The organism is Flavobacterium sp. KMS (assembly GCF_000813005.1).
Taxonomy (GTDB): domain Bacteria; phylum Bacteroidota; class Bacteroidia; order Flavobacteriales; family Flavobacteriaceae; genus Flavobacterium.
The window spans coordinates 53,264-68,629 of record NZ_JSYP01000005.1; the positions used below are offsets into that span (position 1 = coordinate 53,264).

Consider the following 15,366-nt stretch of genomic DNA (forward strand, 5'->3'; position numbering starts at 1 on the left):
CAAGCCATTAAAATTGTATTAGCTTAAAGTGTAAGCTTAGCAATTGCAATCAATTAATGAAAATAGCGAAATGAAAATAAAATTTCAAGTGCTCTTAAAGTTTTTACTTAGATGATTTCAAATTATCTAAACGTAAAATATAATCATAACCTCCAACAATTTCTACTCCTGAAGTTACAGCACCTGTTGTGGTATTAACTTCCCAGATATAATCTTTAGTAGTTTCAGCATTAACCTGAATAAATACTTTACCATCCGATGTAATTACATTTTGTAATTGGCTTCCTTTATCTGCAGGTAAATCTAATTTTTTAATTACCGAGCTAGTAGCTATATCGATTAAAGCAAATTTAGTATTAAACAATCCAGAAGGATTTTCTGCTACTATTTTTGAATCTATGTATTTAGCAATAGCCTTACCGTTACCAACATACCAAAGTCCGCTAGCAGTTTCTCCTCCTAAAGCAGTACCAAGGTTAAAATTATAAGAAGAGTCTAATGTAGTTTCACCCTTTTTGATTCTAACTATTTTTGTTGGACTATCTTTAGAAGTCATCCAGTCAGCAAAAAACATCATATAAACATCACCAGACTCATCAGTACAAGAAGTTGGCATCCACATATTAGATCCTCCATTACCATCAGCTTCCGAGCTTTTAATAACCTTTTCAACAGCAAAACTTGGATAATCTACTACGGCAATATTCATACCTGGCTCAGCAAGTGATGGCCAAATAGCCATATTAGAAAATGCAACATATAGTTTTCCGTTTGAATATTGAATATTCCCTTGATTATAAGAAGTATATCCCGCTGGAATCGCAGGCAATGCCAATTCTCCATTTTTTATCCAAAGTGTTGTGGCATTTACAACGGTATATAATACTTTGCTTCCATCTCCATTCGTTCCAAACAATACTAGCGTGTTGTCATCAACCCATGCATAACAACTTATAGATTTTTGATACGTAAAAGGCACTTCATATACAACAGATAATCGATTGTTCTTAAATTCGAATTTAGTCATTTTACCAAAATTAGAACTTGTACTTGGATAGTAATAAAACCCATTTTTGGCAATAATTCCGTAATCTGCCTTGCTTGTAACTTCGGCACCATTACCTACCAAACTAACACTCCCTTTAGTTAAATCATCAACTCCTACAATGTACTGAGTTGTATTTGGCCAACTCCCTAATTGCAACCATAGCGCATAATCAGCTTTTGCACCAGCTGAATCACTTCCAGAATCATCATTACTAGAACAAGAAATAGTTGTACCCATTATCAATGTACTAATAAATAGAAAATAAAAAGAGGGTTTAATAAATCGTTTCATGTTTAAAATATTTTTTATATAATTATTAAAAATAAAAGTTCGTTTCAGGCTATTTTAAGAAATAGTGAAATTTAATTGAAAAGGAGCGTCCTTGCTTTTGTAGCTTAAAATTATCATAAGCCAAATCATTTGTTAGATTGTTGCACTCTAAAGAAATATTATACATTCCAGAATTCATAGAATAAGAAATAGATGCATTTTGGATATACTGATTAGGAATTATACTTTTACCTTCTTTTGTACCATAGTTTTCCCATGTAAGGTAATACCAGTGTGTATATTGCAAATCCCAATTAAGCTGTAGATTATTTCCTTTTTTAATGAAGTCCGACTTTCTATATCCTAAATTGGCATTACCAAACATCCAAGGTCTATTAGGCAAGTCATCTTTGTATGTAGCTGATATTGTTCCTGAATTTGATCCATTAGGATATTTCGTGTTGTCAAGCGTGCTTTGATAAGTAAAATTTATCCCAACGTTTATTTTATCCTGATAATTGTACTTAATATCGGCCTCAAGTCCTTTGATAAGAACATTTGATGTATTTTCAAATCTACTTATCTGACTATTCGATTGATAAACAACTGGAGAAATAAAGCCTTTCGCATTTCTTAAATACCCTCCTGTTTCAATAAAAAAATGATGATTTTCCGCTGCATTCTTCCAATAACCACCCAGATTGTAATTGTCGCTATTCTCTGGTTTAAGATTAGGATTAGCTACAACCGAGTACCCATTACCAAACACCTCATCTACTCTTTGTAAGCGATATGCTTTTTCATAAGAAGCTTTTATACCTATAGACGAAGTTATTTTATAGCGTGATGCAATTCCATATCCGGTGTAACCATTGTTATCTCTTACAGTTTCGCCCGCTCCAGTTCCAGAATTAGTAATAGCAAAAGGTTGTTCTAACAACATACTGTAATATTTTCCAAAAAACGTGTTGGTCAGTTTTTCTTCCAATAAATTCTGTTGATAGGATAGCCCAATAATATGCTTTGTAATTTTCCCAGGATTATAATCTTTGTCAGTAAGCAACTCGTCATAAGTCTTGTTTTCGACCTTGTCCAGAGTATAGTTAAGACTTAACGAGTTATCATGGTCTATTTTGTAGCTAAGATTCGATCCGATAAAATATTTTGGACGTCGAATATTCCATTTAGTTGCAGGTCCTCCCATTTCGGAAGAAGTAGCTGCCACATAACTTCCATCCCAATAATATTTTCTAAGTGCAGTATCTGTAATAGTATATTGATCGTCTGAATAGGAAGAAAAAAAGCTTAAATCAAGATCTTTTGTAAACAAATTCTTTTTTAAATATCTTAGTGAGAATGAATAAGCATCTCCTCCTCTATGTACTTGACCGTACACTACGTCTTGGTTAGTTCCTGTTTGTATTCCTTTTTCTGTAGCAGAATAACTTCCTCCAATAAAAAACATATCAGCCCAAGATTTATCAACGAAACCTAGTTCTGCCTGCCCCATAGCAGACTTATATTGATCATTGAATCTTTTAAAATCACCAGTAACAAATCGAGAATTATCTTTATCAATCACTTCTATTACTTGTACATCTCGCATTGTGTAATCGTTATCCGAATAATTTAAAAAACCAGAAGCTTTAAAAGTTAATCCTGATTTTTTGTCACGCATCTGTCCTGTTAATGAAGCACTATGCGTATTAAATGATCCTAAACTATATGACATATCAAAATAATTTGATATTTGATGATTTGTAATAATATTTACAGCACCGCCAAGAGCATCAGAACCTAAGTTCACTGGTACTACACCTTTATATACTTCAATTCTTTCAGATAAATTAACTGGTATATTGTTTAACGACATGGAACTCCCCATAATATCCAAAGGCACACCATCTATAAAAAACTTTACGGCACTACCAGAAAGACCATTGATAGAAAAATCAAAATCAGAACCCATACCTCCTTGTTCCCTAACTTTTACCCCAGTAGTTTTATTCAATATTTGACTCAAATTGGATGTAATGTTAGCCATTGACTTAGTATCGACCGCATTAACCTGAAAAGCAGATTCTTTTACTCTGGTTACTTTAGATATTCCTTTAACCTGAACTTCATCTAACGCAGCCATATCTTCTTCAATAGTAAGAGTTGGAACTGTTTGATTTACCTCTTTTAAATTAATCTTTACTTGCTTTGGTTTATATCCAACATAAGTAATAGATAAAATATAGTTTCGTGGTTCTGCTATAATTTCATATTCCCCTTTCTCATTGGTTAATGTTGAATAAGCAGTACCTTTTAGTTCTACAGAAACACCTTCGACAGGTTGACCGCTATTACCTAAAATGACTCCATTTAATTTTACTTTGTTATTTTGTGAGAAACCTTGAATCGAAGTTAAGAGCACCAGGATTAAGATAAATATTCTATTTATTTTCATTACTTAAAGTTGAAATTAATTTGGCACAAAATTAACATCAATAAACACCATTTCCAAGTTATTTTTAATTATTCTAAATAAAAACGATGATTAACTTTCAAGTAGCCAATTCAATAAAAAATTAATATATTTATTAGTGAATAATTAAGATTAACTTAAGATTCAATTAAAATTTAACATCTTAAAAGTTAAAACTCAAAGCTTCAATTCGTCAAGAAATAAAAAAACATAAAAAAAGTAGCCCGTTTAACAAATTAAACGGGCTACTTTCAAAAAAATCTATTGTATATTTTACTTATATTTTCAACTCTAGAATTGTATTTTTCATTTCTTCTACGATTATTTCAATATCCTTTTCACTTGTTCTCCAGTTCACAAATGAAGCACGAATTCCTTTACGATTTTGATAAACAGTGGGCGTCATAAATACTTTTCCTGTATCATTAAGACGACTCAAAAATGAATTTACTTTCTCTTGATTATGATCTCCCGATAATGTAAAGCAAACATTATTTAGTCTTGTTGGTGCTAATAACTCAAAGTTTTCATTCTCTGTAATAAATGCATCAAATTGCAATGCAAGAGCTACACTATTTTCGACTATATCCTGATATCCTTCTTTTCCGTAAGCTAATAAAGAAAACCAAACTGGTAATGCTTTTAATCTCCTTGAGTTTTCGGGTAAAAAATTTAAGAAGCTGAAATTTTCTAATGGATCTCCCAAATAGGGTGCATTCGAATTTTGGAATGTTTCTATCTGTAATATTTTATGTTCTTCTTTTATCAAATAAAAAGCACTTTCATAAGGGACATTAAGCCATTTATGACAATCTATTGTAATACTATCAGCATTTTCCCAACCATTTACCAAATGTTTATATTTAGGCGAACAAGCTGCAAATCCTCCAAAAGCGGCATCAATATGCCACCAGAATTTATACTTCTTTTTTAATTCATTTATTGCTACAAAATCATCAAAATCGGCTGTATTTACTGTTGCTGCACTTGTAATTACAATAAATGGTTTTCCGTTTAGAGTTTCGATATTTTCTTCTAAATCGGCTACATCTATTGCTTCACGGTTTCCTTCGATTGTTTTTATTTTAGTGAAGTTCTGACTTCCAATACCTAACATTGACAAGCATTTTATAGAAGATGAATGTGGCGTAGATGCAAAAATCGTAATAGGTTCTGAAACTCCGTTCTTAGCAAAGTCTTTTCCTAGTTGTTTTCCAATCCATTGTCTTGCAACAGCCAATGAAGTAAAATTAGACATTGTTGCTCCAGTTACAAATCCGCCAAGAAATGATTTTGGCAAATCGAGCAATTGCAATAATAAATTAATAGTTTCGATTTCTATTAAAGCCGAAACTCCTCCTTGTGCTTTTACCGCTTGCGTATTCTGGTCATAAATTGTCGTTAACCAATCACCAACTATTGAAGCTGGTGTACTCCCACCTGTTACAAAACCTAAATATCTTGGTCCTGGCGATGCAATCATTAATGGTGCTAATCGCTGATTAAATTCTTCCAAAGCCGATAATGCGCCTAATCCTTCCTGATTAAGATTTCGGTTGGTCGTTATACTGTTGGAATTGGATGTTGGAATTGAATCGAGAGAATTTAAAAATGCTATTCCTTGTTGTTTTACTTGTTCAAGTATATTTTCTATATCGTTTAAATCTTGTTGAAGTGCTGTATTCATTTTAGATATTATAGTTTAAAATAAAATTAATGCATTATATGGTATCAATGCCTAATCTGTTTAAGAATAAGATTTTATTGTGAAAAAATAACCATATAAGTAATGTAAGTTCATTTAAGTTTTGCGTTGATTATTCTCTCTTATATTTACTTACATTACTTATATGGTTAAAATAATTTTATTGAATAAATGTTACGACAATTTCATTATGTTAAATCCCTACCATTTCGTTTTTTCCGAAAATCGGGAGACCATCATCGATGAAATCACATCGCCATTTGCATTAAGTAAAGTGGCTATTGGGTCTACAAGTGTACCCAAAATCATTGCTACAGGTAAGGCTTCTGCCATTGGCAAACCGTAAACTGTTATCGCCAATACTTCTCCGATATATCCTCCGTTTGGGATTCCCCCCTCAACAATCGAAACGATTACCGTAATTCCCAATGCTAAAAGTATTGTACTTGGTTCGGTAAAATCTTTTCCGAACATGGTAAATAATACGGTGATTTTTAAAATAGATGACATACTCGAACCGTCTTTATGCAATGGCGCTCCTAGCGGAATAACCACGTTCCGGACATGTGCGGGAATTTTCATTTTCTCGGCCGCCAAAAGATTAGCAGGTATTGTTGCAATACTACTACAAGTTCCTATAGCTGTAAGCGCGGGTGTAGCATTATTACTCCAGAATACTACAAAGGCTCTTTTTCCTCCTGCTATTAAAGCATACAAACTAAAGAATACAAAGAAATAAAAAATACAGGCTCCATAATAAATCCCTAGGGGTTTAGCGTAAACTCCAAACAATTGTGGTCCATAAAAACTAACCTGATAGGCAAAATAAGCTCCCAAACCTATTGGAGCTAATTTCATAATCATATTTAAAAGCTGTTTCATCACTTCGTTTCCTGAGTCTAGAAAACTCCTGAAAGCATTTCCTTTTTCTCCTGATTGCAAGGTTGCAAATCCTATTAAAAAAGAAAAGATAATAAGTGCCAACATACTTTTTCGAGACAATAATTCGTAAAAATCATTGGTTGTAAGTAATTGTGCAATTTGATCCCCAACATTACCTGTTGCAATATTCTCTAATGGAACTTTAGAAACTATAATGTTCTGATGAATAGGAAAAAGATAAACGGCAATAATCATTACAATAGCCGAAATAAGAAGTGTTCCTAAGAAAACGGCAATCATAACAACAAATAATCTTCCTAACTTTTCTGTTTTCTCTAAATTGGCAATAGAGGAAGTTATCGTAAAAAAGATTAACGGAATAATTGCTGTAAAAAGCAAATTCAAGAAGATATCTCCCAATGGCTTTATAATCTCAACATCTTTACCAAAAACTAATCCTAAAATACTTCCCGCAATTATACCTCCCAGAAGCAAAAGTATACTACTGTAATTTTTTATAAAATTGATTTTTTTAGTCCCCATAGTTTAAAAAGCATTAGTATTTTAAAAATCAATTAAATTACACCAAAAAAGGATTCTAAATTGTTAACTCTAATTTTATTCTTTTTGTAAAACAAGTGTAGTAAATTCTCTATCGACAAGTTCTCCTTTTTTGCTTTTGACTTTTTCGGTCAACGTTTCTGAATCTATGATTCTAAAAGGGGTTTGACTGATTAGTTTTTCAGCTTTTTCGGTATCATAAAGATTGAATTCAAATTCGGTAAACGGAAGTTTCTTCATAAAACTTTCCTGTGCAAATGTTAGGCTAAAGATTCCTTTATCATTAAGCACTCTATATATTTCTAAAAGAAATTTTACAGGCTCTTGCCAAAAGTATAACGTATTTACAGTAAATATTTTATCGAAGGTGGCATCTGGAAACGGAATGGTGTTTCCATCATAAACTGAAAAGAAAGCTTGTTTTTGAGAGACATAGTTTCTGTTTATCTGTCGCGCTTCTCCATACATTAATTCAGACATTTCGAGTCCGTAATATTTTAAATCAGTACTCTGTTGCATTACGTATTCTAAATGCGCTGCGTTGCCGTGACCAATTTCCAGTATTTTATCACCTTGGGAGATATTTAAATTTCGGATTGAGCTAAGCGTCATATTGATGTTTGTTTCATGCATCATATTTGCCATTTCTATTCCTTTTTCTCCTGTTGGATGCTTTAGCTGAGACGCTATTGCTTGTAATTCTTCTTGTTTCATAATCATTAAAATTATAACAAATTGAAATTAAAATACCTAATACCATAGCCCAGATGGGAGCGACATCCTTTTTATTTTTTCTTTAAAAATAAAAAGATATAGCAGACAGCTGGAAATAGCTCCTTTCTCTAACTCTTCTTAAAATAAAACATTAAAAACAATTATTTTTTACCATTAAGAAATCAAGCTTTACTTAATCAACCTTAATTTCTTAATGGTGAAATTTGCACAAAGTAAATTTAGAAAACTTTACTCGCTATTTGACGAATATTTTCGGATTTTCCCATGGAGTAATAATGCAAAACCGGAACTCCTGCAGCTTTAAGCTCTAATGATTGCTGAATTGCCCATTCGATACCTACTTGTCGTATCTCTACATTATTTTTACATTTATCGACTTCGTTAATTAAGTCTTCGGGTAAATCGATACGGAAAATTTGTGGTAAAACCTGCAAATGTCTTTGTACAGCAATTGGCTTAATTCCTGGAATAATAGGAATTGTAATCCCCATTTCGCGTGCTCTTTTTACAAACTCGAAGTATTTTGAATTGTCAAAAAACATTTGTGTTACCACATAATCAGCACCAGCATCGACTTTTTCTTTTAGTCTTTTTAAGTCAGAAGTTAATGATGGAGATTCTAAATGCTTCTCTGGATATCCTGCAACACCAATACAAAAATCGGCTTTGTTATCAACATCCATTACTTCGTGCAAATACTTTCCACAATTTAGTTCATTAATTTGTTTAACTAAATCTATCGCAAAACTGTTTCCTCCAATTTTAGGTACGAAAGATTGTTCGTCTTTCATAGCATCTCCACGAAGCGCCATTACATTATTGATTCCTAGATAGTGACAATCTACCAACATATACTCGGTTTCTTCTTGAGTAAACCCACCGCAAAGCAAATGTGGTACTGTATCGACGTTATATTTATGTTTTATAGAAGCACAAATTCCCAGTGTTCCCGGACGCATACGTGTAAGTTTTTTATCTAAAAGTCCGTTGCCTTTATCAATATAAATATACTCCTCGCGAGAAGTTGTTACATCTATAAATGGCGGTTTAAACTCCATTAACGGATCAATATTGTCGTATAATTCCTGAATACTTTTCCCTTTTTGAGGCGGAATAATCTCAAATGAGAATAATGTATTCCCGTTGGCGTTTTCTATATGTTGTGTTACTTTCATAATCAGCCCCCTAACCCCCGAAGGGGGAATTCCTGAAAGGGGTCATCAGGTTTGTGTTATTTTTTTCTGCCTTACTTCCCCCTTCGGGGGCTAGGGGACTAATCTGCTATATTAGGATTTAACCATTTCATAGCTTTATCTGTCGAAATACTTCGGCGTTTGGCGTAATCTACAACTTGGTCTTCTTTTATTTTTCCGAGTCCAAAATATTTACTTTTCGGATTTCCAAAATAATATCCTGAAACCGAAGATGCTGGCCACATCGCCATACTTTCAGTAAGGGTTACTCCTATTTCTTCTTCTACATTTAGTAATTTCCAAATTGTTGGTTTTTCTAAATGGTCTGGACAAGCAGGATATCCTGGCGCTGGACGAATTCCTTTATAATTTTCTTCGATTAAATCTTCTGTCGATAATGATTCGTCTACGTCATAACCCCAAAAATCTTTACGTACTTCTTCGTGTAGATATTCGGCGAAAGCCTCTGCAAAACGGTCAGCTAATGCTTTTACCATGATCGAATTGTAATCGTCAAGATCTTTTTCAAATTCGGCAGCCCATTCGTCTACACCAAATCCTGTTGTTACACAAAATGCTCCCATATAATCGGTAATTCCGCTGTCTTTTGGCAATATAAAATCCGACAAAGCAATGTTTGGTGCGCCTTTTGTTTTTTGTGATTGCTGACGAAGCGTTAAGAATTTCTCCAGAACTTTTCCGTTTTCATCACGCAATTCGATATCGTCATCATCTACCTGATTCGCAGGGAAAATTCCGTAAATACCTTTTGCAGTTAGCTTTTTCTCTGCCAAAATTACTTTCAACATGTCCTGTGCATCTGCAAAAACAGAAGTTGCTTGTTCTCCAACTACTTCATCGGTTAAAATCGCTGGGTATTTCCCAAACAATTCCCATGTTCTAAAAAACGGTGTCCAGTCGATATACGGTACCAGAACGTCCAACTCTACTTCGATTACTTTTGCTCCAATAAATTTTGGTTTGGTTGGCGTGTATTCTGCCCAATCCAATTGTAATTTATTTTTACGCGCTTGCTCAATCGTCAGGAAGTTTTTATCTCTCGAACGATTTAAAAATGTTTCTCTAAACGCATCATAATCTGCACGAATATCGCTTGCATATATTTTGCGATTATGGTCTAAAAGATTTCCTGCAACGGTAACGGCTCTTGAAGCATCGTTTACGTGAATTACAGTTTCTCTATATTGTGGTGCAATTTTCACGGCTGTATGCGCGCGCGAAGTCGTTGCTCCACCAATCATAATCGGGATTTTAATTCCTTGTTTGTCTAGTTCTTTTGCCAAATACACCATTTCGTCAAGCGAAGGCGTAATCAATCCGCTTAGACCAATAATGTCAACATTATGCTCTATCGCGGCAGCAATAATTTTTTCTGGAGGCACCATAACACCAAGATCTACAATCTCGTAATTGTTACAGGCTAATACCACCGAAACGATGTTTTTACCAATATCGTGAACGTCACCTTTTACAGTTGCCATCAATATTTTACCATTCCCTTGTTTGTCTCCGGCTTGTTTGCTTGCCTCAATATAAGGTAATAAATAAGCAACAGCTTTTTTCATTACACGTGCTGATTTTACTACTTGTGGCAAGAACATTTTTCCGCTTCCGAATAAATCTCCTACGACATTCATTCCTGTCATCAAATTGATTTCGATAACTTCAATAGGTTTTACAGCTGCTAGACGCGCTTCTTCGACATCTATTTCTATAAAAGCATCAATACCTTTTACCAATGAATGTGTAATACGCTCCTGAACCGTTCCTAAACGCCATTCCTGAATCGCTTTTTCATCTGATTTTACTTCGCCTTTTACATTCTCTGCAAAATCTAAAAGTCTTTCAGTTGCATCGTCACGTCTGTTTAGGATTACATCTTCTACGTGTTCTAATAAATCTTTAGGGATATCATCATAAATCGAAAGCATCTCTGGATTTACAATTCCCATTGTCATTCCGTTCTGAATTGCGTGGTATAAAAACACCGAGTGCATCGCTTCACGAACGTGATCATTTCCTCTAAAAGAGAATGAAACGTTACTTACTCCACCACTAATATGTGCGTGTGGCAAATTATCACGAACCCATTTTGTACCTCTAAAAAAGTCCAAAGCATTTAAGCGATGTTCTTCCATTCCGGTTGCAACTGGAAAAATATTTAAATCGAAAATAATATCCTGTGGAGGAAATCCAACTTTATCAACCAAAATATCATACGAACGCTGGCAAATTTCGACTCTACGTTCAAAATTATCTGCCTGACCTACTTCATCAAAAGCCATGATAATAGCCGCAGCACCGTAACGTTTGATTAGTTTGGCGTGGTGAATAAAGGCTTCTTCTCCTTCTTTTAACGAAATCGAGTTTACAACGCTTTTTCCTTGTACTACTTTAAGACCCGCTTCGATGATTTCCCATTTCGAACTGTCGATCATAATCGGCACTCTCGAAATATCGGGTTCTGATGCTATTAAATTCAGGAATTTTGTCATTGCCTGAACACCATCAAGCATTCCTTCATCCATATTTATATCGATGATCTGCGCTCCACCTTCTACTTGTTGTCTTGCAATATCAAGTGCCTCGTCATATTTCTCTTCCTTGATTAAGCGAAGGAATTTTCTTGACCCGGTAACATTTGTACGTTCACCAATATTTACAAAAACACTGTTAGGCGTAATAATCAACGGTTCTAATCCTGCTAATACAAGGTCTCTTCTATTTTCTGCCATTTCTTTTTAAGTTACTAAGATTCTAAGTTGCTTAGATTCTGAGTTTTTTTATTCTATTTTTATAAGGTTCTAAGACCTTTCATCTCTATAATCTTATTTTGGGCGTGTTTCGCCGTGGCGAATCGGGCTATCCATTTCTTAGTCCTCGCACTTCCTTCGTCAGGCTGTGGGCTATCCACTTCTATCCCTCACGCAAATTCGGTTTCATAAGACATTTATGTTTCCCGAAATTTCAATTTTAATCTACAATTTAAAGATCATTTCCATTTTGACCCTTCTATATATTTACAGGTTACACCTCCATCGTATGTATAATATTTCACTTTAGTAAAACCTGCTTTTACAAGTGAAATAGAATCAGGTTTTAATTCTTCTTTCAAAATAATATAGTGTCCTTTTTCAGGATTATCTAGATCATATTTCACTTTATAAAACTTGTTTACAAGGTTATAATCAACAATAGAAGCCCCTCCCAAAATCTTTTTTTTGCCCGAATAAAAACAATATCTTAAATATTGGGATTTACCCGATTGTTTAATTCTTAATGTAAGCCCTATTGTTTCCCCTTTAAATGTCTTTCTATATCTATGCTCATCATTTCTATGAGCATTCTTAAATAAAAAATGTACTGTTGAAATTATTATTACAGCTATAAAAATTCGCAATAACAATTTCAGAGAATTTGCGACTTCTTTATTTTCAATCATTTCTTTTAATTTTCAACGAAATAAATTTCGTTGCTACAATATTTGTCGTTCCTCTGGAACTTTTATTCTCAATTCAACCTACAAGGCTTTAAAAACCTTGCAGGAAAACGTTATTCAAACACTGGCGCCACACGTGGCTTATAATCTTTTGCTATTTCGGCAATTAACCTGATATGATCCGGCGTTGTTCCGCAACAACCTCCGATGATGTTGATTAAATTATCTTCTAAATATTCTTTGATGAATGCCTGTGTTTGTTCTGGTGTTTCGTCATATTGTCCGAATGCATTAGGCAAACCTGCATTTGGGTGCGCCGAAACATTAAAACTGGTATGTTGTGCTAATGTTTTAAGGTATGGCTTTAACAAATCGGCTCCAAGAGCACAATTAAATCCTACACTTAATAGCGGAATATGTGATACCGAAATCAAGAATGCTTCAACAGTTTGCCCTGAAAGTGTTCTTCCTGATGCATCGGTAATTGTTCCCGAAACCATGATTGGAATTTCGATATTACGTTCTTCTTTTACTTCTTCGATTGCAAAAAGTGCAGCTTTGGCATTTAATGTATCAAAGATGGTTTCTACCAACAGTAAATCGCAGCCACCATCCATTAAGGCTTCTACTTGTTGTTTGTACGCAATTCGTAAATCATCAAACGTTACGGCTCTGTAACCCGGATCGTTTACATCTGGTGACATACTTGCTGTACGGTTTGTTGGCCCGATTGAACCGGCAACGAAACGCGGTTTGTCCGGATTTTTAGCTGTAAACTCATCGGCTACTTCTCGGGCTAGTTTAGCCGACTCGTAGTTTAATTCGTAAACGTACTCTTCCAGGAAATAATCGGCCATACCGATTGTTGTTCCCGAGAATGTGTTGGTCTCTACGATGTCGGCACCCGCTTCATAATAAGCGGCGTGGACATCGCGAATTGCTTGTGGTTGTGTTATGGATAGTAAATCGTTGTTTCCTTTTAAGGGATGTGGAAAGTCTTTGAAGCGCTCTCCACGAAAATCTTCTTCGGAAAAATTATAGCGTTGTAACATTGTTCCCATTGCTCCATCGAGCACGAGTATGTTTTTTTTAATTGCTTCTTGAATTGTTGACATGTTTTTTCTTTTCTTGCAATGACGCTAAGGCGCAAAGCTTTTATTAAATATTACCAAAAATTCAATATCATAGCCTTTTAGCCCCGAGTGCAGCGGTATCCTTTTTTTCTGGTCCCGAAGCCTCGGGATAGAAAAAAAGATATAGCGGAAAGCGGGAATGTTTTGGGCAAAAATGCGCCAATAATTCGCTTCTGATACTGAAATTTTATTCAGTTAATATCGATAAGTTTGTCAAGAAAAGTTTTGAGAAATACATTGCTGTATTATGTGTTATCTATCTTTAATACAGTAAATGTATAAAGTAGAATGTAGCACCTTCTTTATGATAAAGGGTTGCTAAGGTTTCAATGGGTCTATCCCTCCGCCTTTCGTGATAACTTTCAATAAATATATGAACAGTGCAAAGTAAACACATAGCGCTAACAATTGCAAGTGTTTTTTAAAGATTCTGAGGAACTAAGTTACTAAGGGTTTTAGGGTTGACGTTTAGCATCAAAAAATTAAGAATAAATACTAGTAAGTTTAAAGATAATTAACATTCTTATACACCTGAAATTCTATTATTATCAATTTATAGCCCGCGGTTTCAACCGTGGGATACGGATTGTGATTATATATTGTGTTCCAGTGGTTGAAACCACTGGCTATGTTTTTAAATTATTCCCAAATGTTCTGAAAGATATGAATGTGTAATAAAACGAAATTGCCCTATATTATTAAAAAAAATAAAGCTCAAACTTGATAACAAGTTTGAGCTTTATATATAAAAATCTTAGTACCTCAGAAACTTAGCTTCTTAGAGGCTTAAAAAATTAAACTATTGCTTTAACAACAGCTTTTGGAGCTTCTTTACGAGTTCCGTCAAATCCGTCTACTCCTGAAACGGTAGTATATTTAAGCACGTATTTTTTTCCTGGATTGATAATTTGGTATGCAGCCTGACACATAAGTGTTGCTTCGTGGAATCCGCAAAGAATCAATTTTAATTTTCCTGGGTAAGTATTAACGTCTCCAATAGCAAAGATTCCCGGAATATTAGTTTGATAATCTAATGCGTTATTTACTTTAATCGCATTTTTCTCGATTTCTAATCCCCAGTCTCCGATTGGTCCTAATTTTGGTGTTAATCCGAAAAGTGGAATAAAATAATCGGTTTCGATTTTACGGTGTGCTCCGTTTTCTTCGATATCTAATGATTCAATATGCTCAGCACCATTGATTCCGATAACTTCTGCTGGTGTAATTAATTTAATTTTTCCAGCTGTTTTTAATTCTTGTACTTTTTCTACAGAATCTAAAGCTCCTCTAAATTCGTTTCTACGGTGAATTAAAGTTACTTCTGAAGCTACATTAGAAAGGAATATACTCCAGTCTAAAGCTGAATCTCCTCCTCCTGCAATTACTACTCTTTTATCTCTGAATTTTTCTGGATTCTTGATGAAGTATTTTACTCCTTTATTTTCATAAAACTCGATATCTTCAATAAGTGGCTTACGTGGCTCAAAACTTCCTAAACCTCCTGCAATAGCTACAACTGCTGCATGAATTTTTGTTCCTTTATTTGAGGTTACAATAAAACTTCCGTCTTCTTGCTTGTCTATTGTTTCAGCACGTTCTCCTAATGTAAAACCTGGTTCGAATTGCTTTATTTGCTCCATTAAGTTATCTACCAAATCTCCTGCTAATACTTCTGGAAATCCAGGGATATCATAGATAGGTTTCTTAGGATATAATTCTGAAAGTTGCCCTCCTACTTGAGGTAAAGCATCTAGTATATGGCATTTTAATTTTAACAATCCTGCCTCAAAAACGGCAAATAAACCAGTTGGACCAGCTCCTATTATAAGTATGTCTGTTTTAATCATTTTATTGTTGTTTATAATCATTCTTAATAAATACAAAGAAACAAATAATTTACACTATTTTC

At 34.2% G+C, this 15,366-nt stretch carries 10 protein-coding genes and 1 riboswitch; all 10 genes read right to left on the minus strand.

Annotation, left to right across the window (positions count from 1 at the left end; translation table 11 throughout):
* Positions 1 to 103: 103 nt before the first annotated feature.
* A complete protein-coding gene (locus tag OA93_RS07075) occupies positions 104 to 1,339 on the minus strand; it encodes a DUF4374 domain-containing protein (RefSeq protein WP_082001789.1) in 1,236 nt (411 codons plus the stop codon).
* Between the two features lie 49 nt (positions 1,340 to 1,388).
* Positions 1,389 to 3,770: a TonB-dependent receptor gene (locus tag OA93_RS07080; RefSeq protein ID WP_039112447.1), complete on the minus strand. Its 2,382-nt coding sequence runs from the start codon at positions 3,768 to 3,770 to the stop codon at positions 1,389 to 1,391.
* A 295-nt stretch (positions 3,771 to 4,065) separates the two neighbouring features.
* On the minus strand, positions 4,066 to 5,475 hold the full coding sequence (locus tag OA93_RS07085; RefSeq protein ID WP_039112448.1) for a pyridoxal-dependent decarboxylase: 1,410 nt from the start codon (positions 5,473 to 5,475) through the stop codon (positions 4,066 to 4,068).
* Positions 5,476 to 5,694: 219 nt separating this feature from the next.
* Positions 5,695 to 6,918: a dicarboxylate/amino acid:cation symporter gene (locus OA93_RS07090; protein WP_039112449.1), complete on the minus strand. Its 1,224-nt coding sequence runs from the start codon at positions 6,916 to 6,918 to the stop codon at positions 5,695 to 5,697.
* Between the two features lie 75 nt (positions 6,919 to 6,993).
* Positions 6,994 to 7,650 (minus strand): class I SAM-dependent methyltransferase, encoded by a 657-nt coding sequence (locus tag OA93_RS07095; RefSeq protein ID WP_039112450.1) that lies wholly within the window; start codon positions 7,648 to 7,650, stop codon positions 6,994 to 6,996.
* 239 nt (positions 7,651 to 7,889) lie between these two features.
* The gene (gene metF, locus OA93_RS07100) at positions 7,890 to 8,846 is read right to left on the minus strand and encodes a methylenetetrahydrofolate reductase [NAD(P)H] (RefSeq protein WP_039112451.1); all 957 of its coding nucleotides are present in this window, start codon (positions 8,844 to 8,846) and stop codon (positions 7,890 to 7,892) included.
* A 98-nt stretch (positions 8,847 to 8,944) separates the two neighbouring features.
* Complete coding sequence (gene metH / locus OA93_RS07105; protein ID WP_082001790.1) at positions 8,945 to 11,620, minus strand: methionine synthase; 2,676 nt, start codon at positions 11,618 to 11,620, stop codon at positions 8,945 to 8,947.
* 257 nt (positions 11,621 to 11,877) lie between these two features.
* A complete protein-coding gene (locus OA93_RS07110; RefSeq protein ID WP_039112452.1) occupies positions 11,878 to 12,327 on the minus strand; it encodes a hypothetical protein in 450 nt (149 codons plus the stop codon).
* Between the two features lie 110 nt (positions 12,328 to 12,437).
* Entirely contained in the window at positions 12,438 to 13,439 is a 1,002-nt protein-coding gene (locus OA93_RS07115; protein WP_039112453.1) for a homocysteine S-methyltransferase family protein, read from the minus strand.
* A 267-nt stretch (positions 13,440 to 13,706) separates the two neighbouring features.
* A riboswitch (SAM riboswitch) is annotated at positions 13,707 to 13,819 on the minus strand.
* A 432-nt stretch (positions 13,820 to 14,251) separates the two neighbouring features.
* Positions 14,252 to 15,304: an NAD(P)/FAD-dependent oxidoreductase gene (locus tag OA93_RS07120; protein WP_039112562.1), complete on the minus strand. Its 1,053-nt coding sequence runs from the start codon at positions 15,302 to 15,304 to the stop codon at positions 14,252 to 14,254.
* Between the last annotated feature and the right edge of the window lie 62 nt (positions 15,305 to 15,366).

Bases quoted from the DNA above. Each gene is read 5' to 3' on its own strand.
- OA93_RS07090 (WP_039112449.1), bottom strand. From the start codon at position 6,918: ATGGGGACTAAAAAAATCAATTTTATAAAAAATTACAGTAGTATACTT.
- OA93_RS07115 (WP_039112453.1), bottom strand. From the start codon at position 13,439: ATGTCAACAATTCAAGAAGCAATTAAAAAAAACATACTCGTGCTCGAT.
- OA93_RS07085 (WP_039112448.1), bottom strand. From the start codon at position 5,475: ATGAATACAGCACTTCAACAAGATTTAAACGATATAGAAAATATACTT.
- OA93_RS07120 (WP_039112562.1), bottom strand. From the start codon at position 15,304: ATGATTAAAACAGACATACTTATAATAGGAGCTGGTCCAACTGGTTTA.
- OA93_RS07075 (WP_082001789.1), bottom strand. From the start codon at position 1,339: ATGAAACGATTTATTAAACCCTCTTTTTATTTTCTATTTATTAGTACA.
- OA93_RS07110 (WP_039112452.1), bottom strand. From the start codon at position 12,327: ATGATTGAAAATAAAGAAGTCGCAAATTCTCTGAAATTGTTATTGCGA.
- metH (WP_082001790.1), bottom strand. From the start codon at position 11,620: ATGGCAGAAAATAGAAGAGACCTTGTATTAGCAGGATTAGAACCGTTG.
- OA93_RS07095 (WP_039112450.1), bottom strand. From the start codon at position 7,650: ATGAAACAAGAAGAATTACAAGCAATAGCGTCTCAGCTAAAGCATCCA.
- OA93_RS07080 (WP_039112447.1), bottom strand. From the start codon at position 3,770: ATGAAAATAAATAGAATATTTATCTTAATCCTGGTGCTCTTAACTTCG.
- metF (WP_039112451.1), bottom strand. From the start codon at position 8,846: ATGAAAGTAACACAACATATAGAAAACGCCAACGGGAATACATTATTC.